We start from the raw sequence: 20,359 nt of genomic DNA, 5'->3' as shown, positions 1-20,359 counted from the left end.
TCTACAACGAGTGACCTGAATCAACTGGTCCGAATGGTCAAAAACCGTCTGTCGCCTCGCCTTCCACACAGCGTGCAGCGGGCTTTTGACCAGCATAGACAATCAGGTCGCCACATCCGTTAGCCTGGAGTTCTACACATGCATCCCCGCGTTCTTGAGGTCACCGAACGGCTTATCGCCCGCAGCCGCGCCACGCGTGAGGCTTACCTTGCATTGATCCGTGGTGCGGCCAGCGACGGTCCGATGCGCGGCAAGCTGCAATGCGCCAACTTCGCTCATGGCGTGGCCGGTTGCGGCACCGAAGACAAGCACCATCTGCGGATGATGAACGCCGCCAACATCGCCATCGTGTCGTCCTATAACGACATGCTCTCGGCCCACCAGCCTTACGAAACCTTCCCGGAACAGATCAAGAAAGCCCTGCGCGAAATCGGCTCGGTCGGCCAGTTCGCCGGTGGCACGCCGGCGATGTGCGACGGCGTGACCCAGGGCGAGGCGGGGATGGAACTGAGCCTGCCGAGCCGCGAAGTGATCGCGCTGTCCACGGCGGTGGCGTTGTCCCACAACATGTTCGACGGCGCACTGATGCTCGGCATCTGTGACAAGATCGTTCCCGGCCTGATGATGGGCGCGCTGCGCTTCGGTCACTTGCCGACGATTTTCGTGCCCGGCGGGCCGATGGTCTCGGGCATTTCCAACAAGGAAAAAGCCGACGTGCGCCAGCGTTACGCCGAAGGCAAGGCCACCCGCGAAGAGCTGCTGGAATCGGAGATGAAGTCCTACCACAGCCCCGGCACCTGCACCTTCTATGGCACCGCCAACACCAACCAGTTGTTGATGGAAGTGATGGGCCTGCACTTGCCGGGCGCCTCGTTCGTCAACCCGAACACGCCGCTGCGCGATGCACTGACCCGTGAAGCGGCGTTCCAGGTGACGCGCCTGACCAAGCAGAGCGGCAACTTCATGCCCATCGGCGAAATCGTTGACGAGCGCTCGCTGGTCAACTCCATCGTCGCGCTGCATGCCACCGGCGGCTCCACCAACCACACCCTGCACATGCCGGCCATTGCCATGGCGGCGGGTATCCAGCTGACCTGGCAGGACATGGCCGACCTCTCCGAGGTGGTGCCGACCCTGAGCCACGTCTACCCGAACGGCAAGGCCGACATTAACCACTTCCAGGCGGCGGGCGGCATGTCGTTCCTGATCCGTGAATTGCTGGAAGCCGGTTTGCTCCACGAAAACGTCAACACCGTGCTCGGTCACGGCCTGAGCCGCTACACCCAGGAGCCGTTCCTCGAGGACGGCGAGCTGGTATGGCGCGACGGTCCGATCGAAAGCCTCGACGAAAACATCCTGCGCCCGGTGGCCCGCGCCTTCTCGCCAGAAGGCGGGTTGCGGGTGATGGAAGGCAACCTCGGCCGTGGCGTGATGAAGGTCTCGGCCGTGGCCTTGGAAAACCAGGTGGTCGAGGCCCCGGCCATGGTCTTCCAGGACCAACAGGACCTGGCGGACGCGTTCAAGGCCGGTCTGCTGGAAAAAGATTTTGTCGCGGTGATGCGCTTCCAGGGCCCGCGCTCCAACGGCATGCCGGAGCTGCACAAGATGACGCCATTCCTCGGTGTGCTGCAGGATCGCGGCTTCAAAGTGGCGCTGGTCACCGACGGGCGCATGTCCGGCGCATCCGGGAAAATCCCGGCGGCCATCCATGTCAGCCCCGAAGCTTATGTCGGTGGTGCGTTGGCCCGGGTGCAGGAGGGCGATATCATCCGTGTCGATGGCGTCAAAGGCACCTTGGAACTGAAGGTGGACGCCGAGGAATTTGCCGCGCGCACGCCGGCCAAGGGCCTGTTGGGCAACAACATCGGCACTGGTCGCGAGCTGTTCGGTTTCATGCGCATGGCCTTCAGCTCGGCGGAGCAGGGCGCCAGCGCCTTCACTTCTGCCCTGGAGACGCTTAATTGAAACTGGCTTTGGTCGGTGACATCGGTGGGACCAACGCACGCTTCGCGCTGTGGAAAAATCACACCCTGGAAAACATCCAGGTGCTGGCCACGGCGGATTACGCCTGCCCGGAAGATGCCATCGAGGTCTACTTGAGTGGCATGGGCCTGAAGCCGGGCGCCATCGGTTCGGTGTGCCTGTCGGTGGCCGGTCCCGTGAGCGGCGATGAGTTTCGTTTTACCAACAATCACTGGCGCCTGAGCAACCTGGCGTTCTGCGAAAGGTTGCAGGTGGAGAAGCTGTTGCTGGTCAACGACTTCTCGGCCATGGCCCTGGGCATGACCCGCTTGCGTCCCGATGAATACCGAGTCGTGTGCGAAGGCACCCCGGAGCCGATGCGTCCGGCGGTGGTGATCGGGCCAGGCACCGGGCTGGGCGTCGGTACGCTGTTGGATCTGGGTGAGGGCCGGTTCGCCGCGTTGCCGGGGGAGGGCGGCCATGTCGACCTGCCCATGAGCAGCCCGCGGGAAACCCAGTTGTGGCAGCACATCTACAACGAGATCGGCCACGTCAGCGCCGAAACCGCTTTGAGCGGCAGCGGTTTGCCTCGGGTGTACCGGGCCATTTGCGCCGTGGACGGCCATGCGCCAGTGCTCGATACCCCCGAATCCATCACCGCGGCCGGCCTGGCCGGCGACCCAATCGCTTTGGAAGTGCTGGAGCAGTTCTGTCGCTGGCTGGGGCGCGTGGCGGGCAACAATGTGTTGACGCTGGGCGGACGCGGCGGCGTCTACATCGTCGGTGGCGTGGTCCCGCGCTTTGCCGATTTCTTCCTCGAAAGCGGTTTCGCCAAGTGTTTCGCCGACAAGGGTTGCATGAGCGATTATTTCAAGGGCATTCCGGTCTGGCTGGTGACCGCGCCATACTCCGGCCTGATGGGCGCGGGCGTGGCGTTGGAGCAATCCGCCCCTGTTTGAAGTGAAATGTGGCCTCTTGTGGGAGCGGGCTTGCTCGCGAAGGCGGTGTGTCAGACAACAAAAAAGTTGAATGACACACCGCCTTCGCGAGCAAGCCCGCTCCCACAGGGGGGCGCAGTGTGTTTGTAGAACCCGTCCATCAGGCATAATCGCCCCCATCCAAACAACAAGGACGAGGCCCGTGAGTTCAGTAAACAAATCGATTTTGTTGGTCGACGACGACCAGGAGATTCGCGAGCTGCTGGACACCTACCTCAGCCGTGCGGGCTTCCACGTGCGGACCACGCCCGACGGCGCCGGGTTTCGCCAGGCGTTGAACGATGCACCGAGCGATCTGGTGATCCTCGATGTCATGCTGCCCGATGAAGACGGCTTCAGCCTTTGCCGCTGGGTTCGCCAACATCCACGCCAGGCGCATGTGCCGATCATCATGCTCACCGCCAGTTCCGACGAGGCCGACCGGGTCATCGGCCTTGAGCTGGGCGCCGATGATTACCTGGGCAAACCCTTCAGCCCGCGCGAATTGCAGGCGCGCATCAAGGCGCTGCTGCGCCGGGCGCAATTCGGCCAGGAACGCGCCGGCGGCGAAGTGCTGGCCTTCGATGAATGGCGACTGGACATGGTCAGCCATCGGCTGTTCCACACCGACGGTGAAGAAGTGATTCTCTCCGGTGCCGACTTCGCCTTGCTCAAATTGTTTCTCGACCATCCCCAGGAAATCCTCGACCGCGACACCATCGGCAACGCGACCCGTGGCCGTGAGCTGATGCCCCTGGACCGGATCGTCGACATGGCGGTCAGCCGCCTGCGCCAGCGCCTGCGGGACACCGACAAGCCGCCGCGGCTGATTCGCACGGTGCGGGGCAGCGGTTACCAGTTGGCGGCCAGTGTGGTTGCCAGCAATGGTCATTGACGGGATCAAGAAAATCGTCCGGCGGGTACCGGTGCCACGCTCGTTGCTGGGCCGGATGCTACTGCTGACTTTGCTGGTGGTGCTGTTCGCCCAGACCCTGTCCAGCCTGATCTGGGTTTCGCAATTGCGCGCCACCCAACTCGAAGGCCTGGTTACCAGCGCTCGCAGCCTGGCCCATTCGATGACCGCCAGCGTCAGTTATTTGCGCTCGCTGCCGGTGGCGTACCGGCCGTTGGTGCTGGACCAGTTGCGCAGCATGGGCGGCACGCGGTTCGTCGTCACCCTCAACGACAAACCCCTGGGCATGGACGTGCTGCCGGTGACGCCGCGCAAGCAGGCGGTGCTCACGGCCGTGGATGAAGTGCTGCGCCGCTCCTTGGGCCATAACGCCGACATCTCGGTGACGTTCGTCAGCCCCGACGACCTGCGGATTTTCAATGCCGGGCTCAAGCTCGATGAACTGCCTCGTTCGTGGGCCCACTATGCCCTGACGCTGGAGCCGGTAAATCCGCCCGTGCTGGTCACGCAGATCCAGATGGCGCCGGGGGAATGGTTGTACATCGCCTCGCTGCTGCCCGAACCGTACACCAGCCTCGAAGAGCAAGACCTGCCCAAGCAACAGGTTGGTTTCATCGTGCTCACCAGCAGCCTGTTGTTGCTGTTCATCGGCTTGCTGGTGCACTGGCAGAGCCGGCCCCTCAAGCGATTGGCGCGAGCCGCGCGGGACATGTCCCTGGGCGCCGAAGTGGAGCCGGTGGCCGAGGGCGGCGGCAGCGAAGTGGTGGAAGTGGGGCGGGCGTTCAATGCCATGCGCGAACGCATCAGCCGCTACCTGACGGAGCGCAGCCAGTTGTTCAGCGCGATCTCCCACGACTTGCGCACACCGATCACCCGTTTGCGGCTGCGGGTCGAGCTGCTGGAGGACGAAAACCTGCAAGCCAAGTTCGGCCGTGACCTGGATGAGCTGGAGCTGCTGGTCAAAGGCGCGCTGCAGTGTGTCAAGGACACCGACATCCACGAGAACATCGAGCCGGTGGACCTCAACCATGTGCTCGATTGCCTGGTCGAGCCTTACCTGGCGCCCAACGGCAACGGCCGGGTGACCCAGGATGGCCGGGCGCTGGCGCCGTATCCCGGCAAGCCGCTGGCCCTCAAGCGCTGCATCGGCAACCTGATCGACAATGCCTTGAAATACGGGCAGAACGCCCACCTGCACATCGATGACGATGAAACCGCGTTCATCCTCCACGTCGACGACGAAGGCCCCGGGGTGCCGGAACAGCGCCTGGAGCAAGTCTTCGAGCCGCATTTCCGTCTCGCCGGGCAACAGCAGGGTTATGGCCTGGGCCTGGGCATCGCCCGCAACATCGCCCACAGCCATGGCGGCGAGGTGAGCCTGCAGAACCTTCGTGAAGGGGGGTTGCGGGTGACGTTGCAGTTGCCTCGTAGTGTGGATTAGCAACACCGCGTTATCGTTCTTCGCGAGCAAGCCCGCTCCCACAGGGTTCGATGGTGGACACACAAATTGTGAACACCATAGACCCAATGTGGGAGCGGGCTTGCTCGCGAAGGCGCCAGTGGCCTCAACACATCTCTCAAGGAATGTCACAGCTCGGTGACATAACTCGCCCCTTTCGTTACCTGCCACCCACCCTCCCTTGTTTAGACTCCCTGCGTCAAAACAACAAAAAAAGGTACTCCGATGGACACCTTCCAACCGGCCTTCAGCAGTTGGCTGAATGCCCCTGCCCACCAGCGTTGGCTCGCCGATGAAGGCGTGCGGCTGCTGGCGTTCGCCAAGGCCTCGAAGCTGCCGGACGGCTTTGGCAACCTGGATGAGCTTGGGCGCCTTCCGGCCGATGCCCGGGCCGAAACCATGAACACCGCGCGCATGACCCACAGCTTCGCCATGGCCCATATCCAGGGCTTGCCGGGTTTCGCCGAGCTGGTGGACCACGGTATCCAGGCCCTCAATGGCCCCTTGCGCGATGCCGAGCACGGTGGCTGGTTCGCCACGTCGCAACCCGATGCGGACAGCACCGGCAAAGCCGCCTACCTGCATGCCTTCGTCGCCCTGGCGGCCAGTTCCGCGGTGGTGGCCCAGCGTCCCGGCGCCCCTGCATTACTGGACGAAGCGGTGCGGATCATCGACGCGCATTTCTGGTGTGAGGAGGAGGGCGCCATGCGCGAATCCTTCAACCGCGACTGGCGCGAGGAAGAGGCCTATCGCGGTGCCAACAGCAACATGCACGCCACCGAAGCCTTTCTCGCCCTTGCCGATGCCACCGACGATCCGCGTTGGCTGGCCCGCGCCCTGCGCATCGTCGAGCGGGTGATCCATGACCATGCCGCCGCCAACGACTACTTGGTGGTGGAGCATTTCGACCGCCATTGGCAGCCACTGCGCGACTACAACCAGGACAATCCCGCCGATGGTTTTCGCCCCTACGGCACCACGCCCGGCCACGGTTTCGAATGGGCGCGGTTGTTGCTGCACCTTGAAGCGGCGCGGGTGCAGATTGGCATGCTGACCCCGGGTTGGTTGGCCCAGGACGCGCAAAAACTCTTCGACCAGAACTGCCGCCACGGCTGGGACGTCGATGGCGCGCCGGGCATTGTCTACACCCTGGACTGGGACAACCGCGCCGTGGTTCGCCACCGCCTGCATTGGGTCCACGCCGAAGCGGCGGCCGCGGCCAGCGCCTTGCTCAAGCGCACCGACGAGGCGAAATACGAAGCCTGGTATCGGCGTTTCTGGGAGTTCTGTGACAAGTATTTCATCGATCGCTGCAACGGCAGTTGGCATCACGAACTCGATCCGCAAAACCGCCCCAGCGCCGATATCTGGCCGGGCAAGCCGGACCTGTATCACGCCTGGCAGGCAGTCCTGATTCCCCGCCTGCCCCTGGCACCGAGCATGGCGTCAGCCCTGGCGCGGTTATCCAGCCCTGCGCCTGTGTAACCATGTCGTGACATTTGCACGTCCCTTCGTTACCTGCGAAGGGATTCCCTCTGATTAGAATCCATGCAGCGCAAGCTCCAGACTTGCATGCATAACAACAAGAAAGGTAATTCTAGATGAATGCGATTTCTCGCCTCGCTACTGTCATTTCTCTTGCTTCCCTGCTTCCCGTCGCAGCATTTCCCGTCACTGCCCTTGCCGCCGAATCCAAAGGTTCCGTGGAAGTCGTCCACTGGTGGACGTCGGGTGGCGAAAAAGCCGCGGTCGATGTGCTCAAGGCCCAGGTAGAAAAAGACGGCTTTACCTGGAAGGACGGCGCTGTCGCCGGCGGTGGTGGTTCCACTGCCATGACCGTACTCAAGAGCCGTGCCGTGGCCGGCAACCCACCGGGTGTCGCCCAGATCAAGGGTCCGGACATCCAGGAGTGGGCGTCCACCGGGCTGCTCGACACCGACATCCTCGAGGACGTCGCCAAGGCCGAGAAGTGGGACAGCCTGCTCGACAAGAAAGTCTCCGATACCGTGAAGTACGAAGGTGACTACGTCGCCGTGCCGGTGAACATTCACCGCGTCAACTGGCTGTGGATCAACCCGGAAGTCTTCAAGAAAGCCGGCATCACCAAGAACCCGACCACCCTTGAAGAATTCTATGCGGCTGGCGACAAGCTCAAGGCCGCGGGTTTCATTGCGCTCGCCCACGGTGGTCAGCCTTGGCAGGACAGCACCGTGTTCGAAGCCGTGGTGCTCTCGGTCATGGGGGCCGATGGCTACAAGAAGGCCCTCGTCGACCTGGACAACAAGGCCCTGACCGGTCCGGAAATGGTCAAGGCGCTGACCGAGCTGAAGAAAGTCGCGACCTACATGGACGCCGACGGCAAGGGCCAGGACTGGAACCTCGAAGCGGCCAAGGTCATCAACGGCAAGGCCGGCATGCAGATCATGGGTGACTGGGCCAAGAGCGAGTGGACCGCCGCGAAGAAAGTCGCCGGCAAGGACTATGAGTGCGTGGCCTTCCCGGGCACCGACAAGGCCTTCACCTACAACATCGACTCCCTGGCGGTGTTCAAGCAGAAGGACGCAGGCACTGCGGCGGGCCAGCAGGATATCGCCAAGGTCGTGCTGGGTGAGAACTTCCAGAAAGTCTTCAGCATCAACAAGGGCTCGATCCCGGTGCGTAACGACATGCTCGGCGACATGGCCAAGTACGGTTTCGATTCCTGCGCCCAGACCGCGGCCAAGGACTTCCTGACGGACGCCAAGTCTGGCGGCCTGCAGCCGAGCATGGCGCACAACATGGCGACCACGCTGGCGGTACAGGGTGCGTTCTTCGATGTGGTGACCAACTACATCAACGACCCGAAAGCCGACCCGGCCGATGCTGCCAAGAAATTGGGCGCAGCGGTTCAGTCAGCCAAGTAATTAGCGCCGCGGTCCCTTTGTGGGAGCGGGCCTGTGGGAGCAAAGCTTGCTCGCGATGAACGATAACGCGGTCATTCGAAAGACCGAGGTGCCTTCATCGCGAGCAAGCTCAGCTCCCACACAAGCTCGCTCCCGCACAGGGAATGTTCTGTAGTCTTTTTCCCTTGTACTGGATCTTCCCATGAGTTCTGTTGCTGTGTTCAGCAAGGCCTCGCCGTTCGATGCATTGCAGCGCTGGCTCCCGAAACTGGTGCTGGCGCCGAGCATGTTCATCGTTCTGGTGGGCTTCTATGGCTATATCTTGTGGACGTTCGTCCTGTCGTTCACCACTTCGACGTTCCTGCCGAACTACAAATGGGCAGGCTTGGCGCAGTATGCGCGGCTGATGGACAACGACCGCTGGTGGGTGGCGAGCAAGAACCTGGCGCTGTTCGGCGGCCTGTTCATTGGCATCACCCTGGTGATCGGCGTGCTGCTGGCCGTGTTCCTGGACCAGCGCATTCGTCGCGAAGGTTTCATCCGCACCATTTACCTGTACCCGATGGCGCTGTCGATGATCGTCACCGGTACGGCCTGGAAATGGCTGCTCAACCCGGGCATGGGCCTGGACAAATTGTTGCGTGACTGGGGGTGGGAAGGCTTCCGCCTGGATTGGCTGATCGACCCGGACCGCGTGGTGTACTGCCTGGTGATCGCGGCGGTGTGGCAAGCCTCGGGTTTCATCATGGCGATGTTCCTGGCCGGCCTGCGGGGTGTCGACCAGTCGATCATCCGTGCCGCACAGATCGATGGCGCGAGCATGCCGCGCATCTATTGGAAAGTGGTGCTGCCGAGCCTGCGCCCGGTGTTCTTCAGCGCCGTGATGATCCTGGCACACATCGCGATCAAGAGCTTCGACCTGGTGGCGGCGATGACAGCCGGTGGCCCGGGTTATTCCTCCGACCTGCCTGCCATGTTCATGTATTCGTTCACCTTCAGTCGCGGCCAGATGGGCATGGGCTCGGCCAGTGCAATCCTGATGCTCGGTGCGATCCTCGCGATCATCGTGCCTTACCTGTACTCCGAGCTGAGGACCAAGCGTCATGACTAGTCTCGCTGCCAAACCTTCCATCAGCCTGAGTCGCATCGCGATCTACGCGGTGCTGATCCTCGCCGTGCTGCTTTACCTGGTGCCGTTAGTGGTCATGCTGTTGACCAGCTTCAAGACGCCGGAAGACATCAGCACCGGCAACCTGCTGAGCTGGCCGACCGTGGTCAGCGGCATCGGTTGGGTCAAGGCCTGGGCCACGGTCGACGGCTACTTCTGGAACTCGATCAAGATCACCGTCCCGGCGGTGCTGATCTCCACCGCCATCGGTGCCTTGAATGGCTACGTGTTGTCGATGTGGCGCTTCCGCGGTTCGCAGCTGTTCTTCGGCCTGTTGCTGTTCGGCTGCTTCCTGCCGTTCCAGACCGTCCTGCTGCCGGCCTCGTTCACCCTTGGCAAGATGGGCCTGGCCAGCACCACCACCGGTTTGGTGTTCGTGCACGTGGTCTACGGCCTGGCATTCACCACGCTGTTCTTCCGCAACTACTACGTCAGCATTCCCGATGCGCTGGTAAAGGCGGCGCGACTGGACGGTGCGGGTTTCTTCACCATTTTCCGGCGGATCATCCTGCCGATGTCGACCCCGATCATCATGGTTTGCCTGATCTGGCAGTTCACGCAGATCTGGAACGACTTCCTGTTCGGCGTGGTGTTCTCCAGCGGTGATTCGCAACCCATCACCGTGGCGCTGAACAACCTGGTCAACACCAGTACCGGGGCCAAGGAATACAACGTGGACATGGCGGCGGCGATGATCGCCGGGCTGCCGACCCTGCTGGTCTATGTGGTGGCAGGCAAGTATTTCGTGCGCGGCCTGACGGCCGGCGCAGTCAAGGGGTAATCATGGCAACGCTTGAACTTCGCAATGTAAACAAGACCTATGGTGCCGGCCTGCCGGACACCCTGAAGAACATCGAGTTGTCGATCAAGGACGGTGAGTTCCTGATCCTCGTCGGCCCTTCGGGCTGCGGCAAGTCAACGCTGATGAACTGCATCGCCGGCCTGGAGACCATCACCGGCGGCGCGATCATGATCGGTGACCAGGATGTCAGCGGCATGAGCCCGAAGGATCGCGACATCGCCATGGTGTTCCAGTCCTACGCGCTGTACCCGACCATGAGCGTGCGCGAGAACATCGAGTTCGGCCTGAAAATTCGCAAGATGAAACAGTCGGACATCGACGAAGAAGTCAACCGCGTGGCCAAGCTGCTGCAGATCGAGCACTTGCTCAATCGCAAGCCTGGCCAGCTTTCCGGCGGCCAGCAACAGCGCGTGGCCATGGGCCGGGCCCTGGCGCGGCGGCCGAAGATCTACCTGTTCGACGAACCGCTGTCCAACCTCGACGCCAAGCTGCGGGTCGAGATGCGCACCGAAATGAAGCTGATGCACCAGCGCCTGAAGACCACCACGGTCTACGTGACCCACGACCAGATCGAAGCCATGACCCTGGGCGATAAAGTGGCGGTGATGAAGGACGGGATCATCCAGCAGTTCGGCACGCCGAAAGACATCTACACCAACCCGGCCAACCTGTTCGTGGCGAGCTTCATCGGTTCGCCGCCGATGAACTTCATCCCGCTGCGCCTGCAACGCAAGGACGGTCGCCTGCTGGCACTGCTCGACAGCGGCCAGGCCCGTTGCGAGCTGCCGTTGGGCATGCAGGACGCCGGCCTGGAAGACCGCGAAGTGATTCTTGGCATGCGTCCGGAACAGATCGCGTTGGCCGGTAGCGAGCCCAATGGTTTGCCGACCATTCGCGCGGAAGTCCAGGTCACCGAGCCTACCGGACCGGACACCCTGGTATTCGTCAACCTCAACGACACCAAGGTCTGCTGCCGCCTGGCGCCGGACGTGGCACCGCAGCCCGGGGAAACCCTGACGCTGCAATTTGATCCGTCGAAAGTGCTGCTGTTCGACGCCCAGTCCGGCGAACGCCTGGGTGTGGCCGGCCAGCCGCAAACCGATGCCCGAAGCGCCAACGTAGCGCAGTTCAAAGGTCGGTGAAGAACGAGTGTGGGAGGGCGCTTGTGGGAGCAAGCTCAGATCCCACAAAAGCTCTCTCCCACTGGAAAGGAGTATGCGGTGGATGGGGACATCCATCGCAATCGTTGTAAACCGCGTTAGATAAAAACAGTTAATAACAATAAATAAAGACGAGGATGTAGGGATGAAAAAGCAAAAAAACGCCCAGCGTATCTGCCAGTTGTCAGCCGTTGCGGCGATGATGCTGGCCGGTAGCGCACACGCAGCCGACGCGTTCAGCGCCGATTCGCAGTGGATGACGGGCGACTGGGGCGGTGAACGGACCAAGCTGATCGAGCAAGGTATCGATATCAAGGCGGATTTCGTCGGTGAGATGGGTGCCAACCTCCACGGCGGCTACAACGATGACAAGACCGCGCGCTGGTCCCAGCAGTTTGGCCTGGGCGTCGCGCTCGACCTGGAAAAACTGGCAGGCTGGGGCGATACGGAAGCCAAGATCCAGTTCACCCGACGTGACGGTCGCAACATCTCCAACGACCGCATCGGTGATCCACGCGCCGGTACCCTCAGTTCTTCCCAGGAAGTCTGGGGCCGTGGGCAAACCACGCGCCTGACCCAGTTGTGGATCAAGCAGAAATACTTCGACAGCAAACTGGATGTCAAAGCCGGTTATTTCGGTGAAGGCGAAGACTTCAACACCTTCCCGTGCGAATTCCAGAACCTGGCGTTCTGCGGTTCACAAGCGGGTAACTGGGCGACCGGCATCTGGTACAACTGGCCGATCATGCAGGCGGCGATTCGCGTCAAATACAACCTCACGCCTGAGCTCTATGCGCAAATCGGCGCCTACAACCAGAACCCTTCGCAGCTGGAAAACAACAACCGCTACAAACTCAGCGGCAGCGGTACCAAGGGTACCCTGATTCCGGTCGAGTTGGTCTGGTCGCCGAAGATCAATAACCTGCCGGGTGAATACCGTGTTGGTTACTACAAAAGTACAGCCAAGGCCGATGACGTCCGTGAAGACGAGGATGGCAACGACGCCGCGACCACCGGCAACGCCTATCGCAGCCACAGCAGCAAGGACGGCTACTGGCTCGTCGTGCAGCAACAGCTCACCAGCCACAACGGTGATGCTTCGCGCGGCCTGAACATCGCCGCCAACGCCACTTTCCACGACAAGGAAACCAACGTCGTCGACAACTACCAGTCGTTGATGTTCGTGTACAAGGGGCCGTTCGATGCTCGTCCAAAAGACGATGTCGGCATCGGCTTCTCGCGTATCCATGTCAACGAAGACGTGAAGAAAAACTCCGAACTGGTCAACGCCGCCAATGGCGTCACCGACTACGACGATCCGCTGTTCGCGCCACTGCGCAGCACTGAGTACAACTACGAGATCAACTACGGTTTCCACGTCACCAACTGGCTGACCGTGCGTCCGAACCTGCAATACATCACTCACCCAGGTGGTGTGGATGAAGTCGACAACGCGCTGGTGGCCGGCCTGAAAATTCAGTCGGTGTTCTAACGCTGTTGCGATAAGCTCCTCTCTATGTGCGCATATTTGCGGACGGCCAAGGCTGTCCGCTTTTTTTTGCGCAGTGGCTGACACTGAACCTGTGGCGAGGGAGCTTGCTCCCGCTGGGTTGCGAAGCGACCCCAAAGCCATTCACTGCGGTGTGTCCGCCAGACCGTATTTACCTCGTTTGCGACTGCTTCGCAGCCGAGCGGGAGCAAGCTCCCTCGCCACAAAAGCAAGCGTTGCAAACAGATGAGTTATTCAATGATTTCCAGGACCGCGGCCCATGCATGAGCATCCGCTACAACGCTTTTTCAGATCCTTGCGCGAGCGCCCGGTATTCGCGTGGGAGCGCTATCGGCAGCGCGATGTGCTGGTGATCGATCACCCGTTGTGCCAGGCGGTGTTCAGTCGCCAGGGCGCGCAGTTGCTGCACTTCCAGCCGCGCGGCCAGAAGCCCTGGTTGTGGTGCGCGGCCAAGTGGCCGCAAGTCGGAGCGATACGCGGCGGGGTGCCGGTGTGCTGGCCGTGGTATGGCCGTCATCCCAGCGAAAACGCCTGGCCGTCCCACGGTTGGGCACGGTTGATCGATTGGAAACTGCTGGACAGCCGCAGTGATGAAGAGGGCGTGCATTTGCACTGGCAACTGCAGTTGTGCGACTGGCAAGTGGACCTGCATGCCGACCTGGGTGAACGCATGGAGCTGCGCTTGAGCACCGAGCATCAGGACAGCCTGCCGTGCCAGTTGAGCCAGGCTTTGCACGCTTACTGGCGTATCGGTGATGTCGGCGAGGTAGCGCTGTCTGGGCTCGAAGGCGCCCAGGGTTATGACCAGTTGAGCCGCGAAGCTTGCCAGCAGGAAGGCGAGTTACGGGTCGAGGGCGGCTGCCAGCGGGTGTTCCAGCATGAAGGCGAATTGCAGCTCAAGGATCACGCCTGGCAGCGCGAATTGTGCATCGACACCGGTGACAGCGCCGACACCGTGGTCTGGCATCCCGGCACCCGGCCGTTGCTGGGCGTGAGTTGGGATGAGGTCAGTGAGTTTGTCTGTGTCGAAGCGGCCAGTGGCGGCACCGACAGCCTGTGCCTGGCGCCGGGGGAGCGGGCGCACTTGAGTTTGCAGGCGTGGGTGGGGGCTTAGGCCAGGATCTCTGGTGTGGCGGCTGGCCCCTTCGCGAGCAGGCTCGCTCCCACATTGGATCTTTGGTGTTCACAAAACCCCTGTGGGAGCGAGCCTGCTCGCGAAGACGGACTACCAGACGCTAGAGATTCTGGACCGAATCAGTTGAACTCATCCCCCACCGGATACCGGCTGGCATTCAGGCTTTCCTTGATCTTGCGCAGGTGCGGCTGGAAGTCCACGCCCCGGCGCAGGGTCATGCCGGTGGCGAGCACGTCCAGCACGGTGAGCTGGATGATCCGCGAGGTCATCGGCATATAGATGTCAGTGTCTTCGGGCAGGGGGATGTTCAGGCTCAGGGTGCTGGCCTTCGCCAGCGGCGAACCTTCGGCGGTCAGGCCCAGCACCGAGGCGCCGTTTTCCCGGGCGATGCGTGCCACTTCCACCAGCTCGCGGGTGCGGCCGGTGTAGGAAATGATCACGAACAGTTCGCCGGTATGGGCCACCGACGCGATCATGCGCTGCATCAGCACGTCGGCGTGGGCGGTCACCGCCAGGTTGAAGCGAAAGAACTTGTGCTGGGCATCCAGGGCCACCGGGGCGGAGGCGCCGAGGCCGAAGAAGTGGATCTGCCGGGCCTGGATCAACAGGTCCACGGCGCGGCTGATCAAATTGGGATCAAGGGCCTGGCAGGCGCTGTCCAATGAGGCAATGGCGCTGCCAAAGATCTTGCGGGTATAGGCTTCAGGGTTGTCGTCGGCTTCCACTGCGCGGCTTACATAAGCGGCGCCGCTGGCCAGGCTCTGGGCCAATTGCAGCTTGAGTTCCGGGTAGCCGCTGACGCCGAACGAGCGGCAGAAGCGGTTGACGGTCGGTTCGCTGACCGAAGCCGCCTGGGCGAGGGCGGCGATGCTGAAGCGGGTGGCCTGCTGCGGGTTGAGCAGGATGATCTCGGCCACCTTGCGTTCGGCCTTGTTCAGGTCTTCAAGGCGACTCTGGATCTGTTCCAGTAGATTTCGCACGCGGTCCATACAAGATTCCTAGGAAGACGGGTCTTTGATACGACCCTTTGCGGTGGCCTATCCTACTGATGGCTCCGGCGGACCACCACTCGGAATCGGTATTTTCGAAAAATGTTGTGGTTATTACTACATTTTTCCTTGAGTGATACCTTGAAAAAAGGTATTTGTAGTTTAACTTGATAAAAGAACAAACATCATGCCTTCGATTACGGTTGAACCGTGCACCTTTGCCTTGTTCGGCGCGTTGGGCGATCTGGCCCTGCGCAAGCTCTTTCCTGCCCTGTATCAACTCGATGGCGCTCAACTGTTGCACGAGGACACGCGGATCATAGCGCTGGCCCGTGAACCCGGCGGCGAGCAGCAGCACCTGGCATTCATTGCCGCCGAGCTGCGTCGCTACGTGGGGGAAAAAGACGTGGACGAGGCCGTGCTCGAGCGCTTCCTGGCACGTTTGACCTATCTGCACGTGGATTTCCTCAAGGCCGACGATTACGTTGCCCTGGCCGAAGCGGCCGGTTCGGCCCAGCAGGTCATTGCCTATTTCGCCACCCCGGCGGCGGTGTATGGGGCGATCTGCGAGAACCTGGCGAAGGTCGGCTTGAGCGAAAATACCCGCGTCGTCCTGGAAAAACCGATCGGCTCGGACCTGGAGTCGTCGCGCAAGGTCAACGACGCCGTGGCGCAGTTCTTTCCGGAAAACCGTACCTATCGCATCGACCATTACCTGGGCAAAGAAACGGTCCAGAACCTGATCGCGTTGCGGTTCGCCAATAGCCTGTTCGAGACCCAGTGGAACCAGAACTACATCTCCCACGTGGAAATCACCGTGGCCGAGAAGGTCGGTATCGAGGGCCGCTGGGGTTATTTCGACAAGGCCGGCCAACTGCGGGACATGATCCAGAACCACCTGCTCCAGCTGTTGTGCCTGATCGCCATGGATCCTCCGGCCGACTTGTCCGCCGACAGCATCCGTGACGAGAAGGTCAAGGTGCTCAAGGCCTTGGCCCCGATCAGCCCGGAAGGCCTGACCACCCAGGTGGTGCGCGGCCAGTACATCGCCGGCCACAGCGAAGGCAAGGCGGTGCCTGGCTACCTCGAAGAACCCAATTCCAACACCCAGAGCGACACCGAGACGTTCGTCGCCCTGCGCGCCGACATCCGCAACTGGCGTTGGGCTGGGGTGCCGTTTTACCTGCGTACCGGCAAGCGCATGCCGCAGAAGCTGTCGCAGATCGTCATTCATTTCAAGGAACCGTCCCACTACATCTTCGCCCCCGAGCAGCGCTTGCAGATCAGCAACAAGCTGATCATCCGCCTGCAACCGGACGAAGGGATTTCCTTGCGGGTGATGACCAAGGAGCAGGGCCTGGACAAGGGCATGCAATTGCGCAGTGGTCCGCTGCAACTCAACTTCTCCGACACCTATCGCAGCGCACGTATCCCCGATGCCTACGAGCGGTTGTTGCTGGAAGTCATGAACGGCAATCAGAACCTGTTTGTCCGTAAAGATGAAATTGAAGCCGCGTGGACGTGGTGTGACCAGTTGATCGCCGGGTGGAAGAAGTCCGGCGATGCGCCCAAGCCGTATGCGGCCGGGTCGTGGGGGCCGATGAGCTCCATTGCACTGATCACGCGGGATGGGAGGTCGTGGTATGGCGATATCTGATGTGAAACTGCCGCAGGGCGTCAGCGCCCATGCATTCAAGAATCCGGTGCTGCTGGCCGAAGGCCTGGCGCTGAAGGTGGCCGAGCAGTTGCGCAACGCAATCGACGCGCGCGGTGCGGCGACCCTGGTGGTCTCCGGTGGCCGCAGCCCGGTGGCGTTTTTCCAACACCTGGCCAAGCAGGCGCTGGACTGGTCCAAAGTGGTGGTCAGCCTGGCCGACGAGCGCTGGGTACCGGTTGAGCACGCCGACAGCAACGCCGGCCTGCTCAAGCGTTACCTGTTGCAAGGCGCGGCGGCCAAGGCCCAGTTCCTGAGCCTCTACAGCGCCAGCGCCAACCTGGAAGCGGCGGCCGAACAGGCGGACCGTTTGCTGGCCGAGCTGCCGCCTATCGACGTGTTGGTACTGGGCATGGGCGATGACGGGCATACCGCCTCGCTGTTCCCCGACAGTCCGAACCTGGCCCAGGCCCTGGACATCAATGGCGCACGCCGCTGCTGGCCGATGCTGGCGCCGACCGTGCCGCACCAGCGCCTGACCATGAGCCGCGCCTTGCTGGCTTCGGCGCAACACAAAGTGCTGTCGATTTCCGGCCAATCGAAGTTGACCACATTGAACGCTGCGGTGGCGGGTGACGACGTCGCCGAAATGCCGATCCGCGCGTTTCTGCAACCTACGTTAGAGATTTACTGGTGCCCATGAACCAAGGATCAGCCGCTATGACAAACCCATCCCCGACCGTTTCCATGGCGGACAAAGTTGCCCTGATCGACAGCCTCTGCGCCAAGGCGCGGATCCTGCCGGTGATCACCATCGCCCGTGAACAGGACATCCTGCCGCTGGCCGATGCCCTGGCCGCCGGCGGCCTGACGGCGCTGGAAGTGACGCTGCGTTCCCAATACGGCCTCAAGGCCATCCAGGTGCTGCGCGAGCAGCGTCCGGAACTGGTGACCGGCGCCGGCACGGTGCTCGACCGCCACATGCTGGCCGCCGCCGAGGCTGCCGGTTCGCAGTTCATCGTCACCCCGGGCATTACCCGTGATCTGCTCGAAGCCAGCGTCTACAGCCCGATCCCCTTGCTCCCCGGCATCAGCAACGCCTCGGGCATCATGGAAGGCTACGGCCTGGGCTATCGTCGCTTCAAACTGTTCCCGGCCGAAGTCAGCGGCGGCGTCGCGGCCATCAAGGCCTTGGGCGGTCCGTTCGGCGAAGTGAAATTCTGCCCGACCGGCGGCGTGAGCCCGGCCAACATCAAGAGCTACATGGCGTTGAAAAACGTGATGTGCGTGGGCGGTAGCTGGATGCTCGATCCGGAGTGGATCAAGAACGGCGACTGGGCCCGCATTCAGGAATGCACCGCCGAGGCCTTGGCCCTGCTGGACTGATTTTTTACCGAACCTCGTTGGGTGTTCTACGGTTTACGGTGCGCTTGGTCGGCGCACCGTTTTTTTTTTGCCCGGGTTTTCATGCCGGCAAAGATTTCCTGTGGCAAGGGATCTAGGTGCGGCTCAGATGGATCAGTGCCTGGGTCAACCGCTCGATATCACTCGCCAAGGTAATCAACCCCGGAGTAATGCGGATGCACGGCCCGGTGCTGGTCTGGCGCACCACCGTGAAGATCCCATGCTCATCGAGCAATCGATCAGCCATCGCCTGTTGATCGGTGTGGGCGGTAAAGCGCATCGCCGTGATGCCGCAATAGAGGCGCCGGTCATCCGGGGTCATGACTTCGATGCCCGGTACATCGCGCACGGCGTCCACCCACAAGTCACGCAGGTAACAGAGGCGCGCGCCCTTGGCCAAGGCACCCCCCAGGGCCCGATGTTCTTCGAAGACCAGGGGCAGGGTGAGCAAGGCGGGGATGTTCGGCGTGCTGTGGGGCGTGCGGGAGCGGACGTCGGTGGTGGGATAGCTGTCTTCGTCCATGTCCGGATCGATGTCGGCCAACCGCTGTGGGGCGATGTACAGGAAGCCTTGGGAGAGCGGGCCGCCGATCCACTTCTGCAGGTTGAATCCGGCGAATTCGATCCCGAGCTTCTTCAGGTCGAAATCGATCTGGCCCAGGGCATGGGCACCGTCGAGGATGATATCGACGGCAAACTCCCGGGCGCTCTCGGCAATGGCCTGGACCGGCATCACCAAGCCGGTGAGGTGGTTGACGTAGGTCAGCGCCATCAGCTTGAGGCGCGGATAGCGAATGAACGCTTCGCGATAAGTGCCCACCAGGCTTTCGAAGCTGGCGGGGTGCTGGTGGACAATTTCGATCACTTCCACGCCACGCTGGCGGGCCAGCCAGCGCATGGCGCTTTTGACCGAGGCGTACTCCACATCGCAGATCAGCACCTGATCGCCCGGCTTGAGGCCGTTGTAGTTGCGAATCAACGTTTGCAGGGCATCCACGGCGCTGCCAGCCAAGGCCACGCTCTGGGGGGACGCGTGGATCAGCCGGGCCACCTGCCGCCGAATGGCTTCGCCGTGTTCCAGGTCGAAATGCTGGCGCACGTACACCGAATTGCCACGGTTAATGAATTCGATGTTGCGCTGGTACTCCTCCACCACGGTGCGGGACATACGCCCGAAGTAGCCGTTTTCCAGATTGAGCGGCCCGGCGGGGTCGATGTCGTAGCGGTCGACGAAGGTCCGCCAGAAAATTTCATCGTGGGCGCGCAGCGTGTTTTCGGGCATGGCGGTCTCAGTCAGTCAATGGCGAGGTTTGGGCAGGCCATGTTTGGCGCGCAGTGGGTCCAGCAGGTCGGCCAAGCCGTTGTGGTCGATTTCCTGCATCAAGGCCAGCAAACCGCCCAGCTCTCCCTTGGGGAAACCCTCGCGAGCGAACCAGTTCAGGTATTGACCCGGCAGGTCGGCGAGGATTCGGCCCTTGTATTTTCCGAAGGGCATTTGGCGCGTGACGAGCAATTCGAGCTTTTCCGGATTCATGGCAATTGTCTTGATTCAAACCTGCCTCGAAAATACAGGCATTCTGCATGCAGGCCAAATGACAGATCATGCAAATCGCGCGGATACAGATTTTTGCGTGTTAGTTAACTTTTTGATTTTAAAGAAAATTAACTTTGATTGAGGGCTGGCATGGCTGATGCAATATCCCTTGCAGGTTTTTTATTCACCAGCAAAGGAACTGAAAAATGACTGACATCACCAAAGAATCCATCTCCGTCTTGAACGACCTGATCGAGACCAGCAAGGATGGCCAGGAAGGCTTCAAGACCTGTGCTGAAGACATCAAGCATCCGCAACTCAAGTCGCTGTTCGTTCAACGTGCCGCCGATTGCGCAACCGCCGCGGCTGAGCTGCAAGCAGCGGTTCGTTCCTTGGGCGGCGATCCGGAAACTTCCACCAGCGTGGCCGGTGACCTGCACCGCCGTTGGGTAGATGTAAAATCCATGTTCACCGGCAAGGATGAAGAAGCTGTGTTGAACGAAGCCGAGCGCGGCGAAGACCACGCGCTGAAGGCGTACAAGGAAGCCATCGAGAAGATCAACAAACACAACTTGGTGGGCATCCGTGACCTTGTGGAGCGTCAGTATCACGGTGTGCAACGCAACCATGACCAGGTCAAGGCGCTGCGTAACCAGGCGCGCGCGAGCTAAACAACCCGTCACACACACAAAAACGCCAGCATGCTGGCGTTTTTTTGTGTGTGACGACTCAGGTTGAAGGTGAACGCTGTTGTGGCGAGGGGAGTCTGGTCGATGGCATTTCAACTCATTCAGCATCAAACAGAAAAAG

Annotated in this window: 18 protein-coding genes; 15 read left to right on the top strand and 3 right to left on the bottom strand. The window is 61.4% G+C overall.

Features of this window, described 5'->3' with window-relative positions:
• The first annotated feature begins 138 nt into the window (after nt 1-138).
• The 11 genes from edd to M1D99_RS23400 all read left to right on the top strand — a co-directional run bounded on the left by edd (nt 139) and on the right by M1D99_RS23400 (nt 13,947).
• Complete coding sequence (gene edd / locus M1D99_RS23450; RefSeq protein ID WP_186709232.1) at nt 139-1,965, top strand: phosphogluconate dehydratase; 1,827 nt, start codon at nt 139-141, stop codon at nt 1,963-1,965.
• Complete coding sequence (locus M1D99_RS23445) at nt 1,962-2,921, top strand: glucokinase (protein WP_458130845.1); 960 nt, start codon at nt 1,962-1,964, stop codon at nt 2,919-2,921. Before edd ends, M1D99_RS23445 begins: the two co-directional genes overlap by 4 nt.
• Nucleotides 2,922-3,102: 181 nt before the next feature.
• Complete coding sequence (locus tag M1D99_RS23440; RefSeq protein ID WP_186709230.1) at nt 3,103-3,834, top strand: response regulator; 732 nt, start codon at nt 3,103-3,105, stop codon at nt 3,832-3,834.
• Complete coding sequence (locus M1D99_RS23435) at nt 3,824-5,293, top strand: ATP-binding protein (protein WP_434571946.1); 1,470 nt, start codon at nt 3,824-3,826, stop codon at nt 5,291-5,293. The genes M1D99_RS23440 and M1D99_RS23435 overlap by 11 nt, the downstream gene beginning before the upstream one ends.
• Before the next feature lie 243 nt (nt 5,294-5,536).
• A complete protein-coding gene (locus M1D99_RS23430; RefSeq protein ID WP_458130844.1) occupies nt 5,537-6,796 on the top strand; it encodes a D-mannose isomerase in 1,260 nt (419 codons plus the stop codon).
• Nucleotides 6,797-6,912: 116 nt separating this feature from the next.
• The gene (locus M1D99_RS23425; RefSeq protein ID WP_186709225.1) at nt 6,913-8,214 is read left to right on the top strand and encodes an ABC transporter substrate-binding protein; all 1,302 of its coding nucleotides are present in this window, start codon (nt 6,913-6,915) and stop codon (nt 8,212-8,214) included.
• A gap of 181 nt (nt 8,215-8,395) precedes the next feature.
• The gene (locus tag M1D99_RS23420) at nt 8,396-9,304 is read left to right on the top strand and encodes a carbohydrate ABC transporter permease (RefSeq protein WP_003198535.1); all 909 of its coding nucleotides are present in this window, start codon (nt 8,396-8,398) and stop codon (nt 9,302-9,304) included.
• Nucleotides 9,297-10,142, top strand: a complete 846-nt coding sequence (locus M1D99_RS23415) for a carbohydrate ABC transporter permease (protein ID WP_003198539.1) — start codon at nt 9,297-9,299, stop codon at nt 10,140-10,142. The genes M1D99_RS23420 and M1D99_RS23415 overlap by 8 nt, the downstream gene beginning before the upstream one ends.
• A 2-nt stretch (nt 10,143-10,144) precedes the next feature.
• Nucleotides 10,145-11,305, top strand: a complete 1,161-nt coding sequence (locus M1D99_RS23410; protein ID WP_411386691.1) for an ABC transporter ATP-binding protein — start codon at nt 10,145-10,147, stop codon at nt 11,303-11,305.
• Nucleotides 11,306-11,468: 163 nt separating this feature from the next.
• Entirely contained in the window at nt 11,469-12,815 is a 1,347-nt protein-coding gene (locus tag M1D99_RS23405) for a carbohydrate porin (protein WP_186709222.1), read from the top strand.
• A gap of 277 nt (nt 12,816-13,092) precedes the next feature.
• Nucleotides 13,093-13,947, top strand: coding sequence for a D-hexose-6-phosphate mutarotase (locus M1D99_RS23400; protein ID WP_458130843.1), 855 nt, complete (start codon nt 13,093-13,095; stop codon nt 13,945-13,947).
• A gap of 140 nt (nt 13,948-14,087) precedes the next feature.
• On the opposite strand, the gene M1D99_RS23395 is transcribed toward M1D99_RS23400, so the two are convergent.
• The gene (locus tag M1D99_RS23395; RefSeq protein ID WP_170842276.1) at nt 14,088-14,948 is read right to left on the bottom strand and encodes a MurR/RpiR family transcriptional regulator; all 861 of its coding nucleotides are present in this window, start codon (nt 14,946-14,948) and stop codon (nt 14,088-14,090) included.
• Between the two features lie 196 nt (nt 14,949-15,144).
• On the opposite strand from M1D99_RS23395, the gene zwf reads away from it, so the two are divergent.
• Genes zwf through M1D99_RS23380 form a run of 3 tightly spaced genes read left to right on the top strand, consistent with a single transcriptional unit; the run spans nt 15,145 to nt 17,997 of the window.
• Nucleotides 15,145-16,614 carry a glucose-6-phosphate dehydrogenase gene (gene zwf, locus M1D99_RS23390; RefSeq protein WP_186709220.1) on the top strand — a complete coding sequence of 490 codons (1,470 nt, stop codon included), beginning with the start codon at nt 15,145-15,147 and terminating at the stop codon, nt 16,612-16,614.
• Nucleotides 16,601-17,314, top strand: a complete 714-nt coding sequence (gene pgl / locus M1D99_RS23385) for a 6-phosphogluconolactonase (protein WP_186709215.1) — start codon at nt 16,601-16,603, stop codon at nt 17,312-17,314. The genes zwf and pgl overlap by 14 nt, the downstream gene beginning before the upstream one ends.
• Nucleotides 17,315-17,331: 17 nt before the next feature.
• Complete coding sequence (locus M1D99_RS23380) at nt 17,332-17,997, top strand: bifunctional 4-hydroxy-2-oxoglutarate aldolase/2-dehydro-3-deoxy-phosphogluconate aldolase (RefSeq protein WP_053119112.1); 666 nt, start codon at nt 17,332-17,334, stop codon at nt 17,995-17,997.
• Nucleotides 17,998-18,109: 112 nt separating this feature from the next.
• Here M1D99_RS23380 and M1D99_RS23375 read toward each other — a convergent pair whose 3' ends face one another.
• Both M1D99_RS23375 and M1D99_RS23370 read right to left on the bottom strand, forming a co-directional pair.
• The gene (locus M1D99_RS23375; RefSeq protein WP_458130842.1) at nt 18,110-19,297 is read right to left on the bottom strand and encodes an aminotransferase class V-fold PLP-dependent enzyme; all 1,188 of its coding nucleotides are present in this window, start codon (nt 19,295-19,297) and stop codon (nt 18,110-18,112) included.
• A gap of 15 nt (nt 19,298-19,312) precedes the next feature.
• The gene (locus M1D99_RS23370; protein ID WP_186709211.1) at nt 19,313-19,549 is read right to left on the bottom strand and encodes a DUF3820 family protein; all 237 of its coding nucleotides are present in this window, start codon (nt 19,547-19,549) and stop codon (nt 19,313-19,315) included.
• A 206-nt stretch (nt 19,550-19,755) separates the two neighbouring features.
• Between M1D99_RS23370 and M1D99_RS23365 the strand changes: the two genes are divergently transcribed.
• Entirely contained in the window at nt 19,756-20,220 is a 465-nt protein-coding gene (locus M1D99_RS23365; protein WP_458130841.1) for a ferritin-like domain-containing protein, read from the top strand.
• The last annotated feature ends 139 nt before the right edge of the window (nt 20,221-20,359 follow it).

This window comes from Pseudomonas sp. R3-41 (assembly GCF_054161485.1).
The sequence above is the reverse complement of the archived record's forward strand: the minus strand, read 5'-3'. Positions and strand labels throughout refer to the sequence as shown.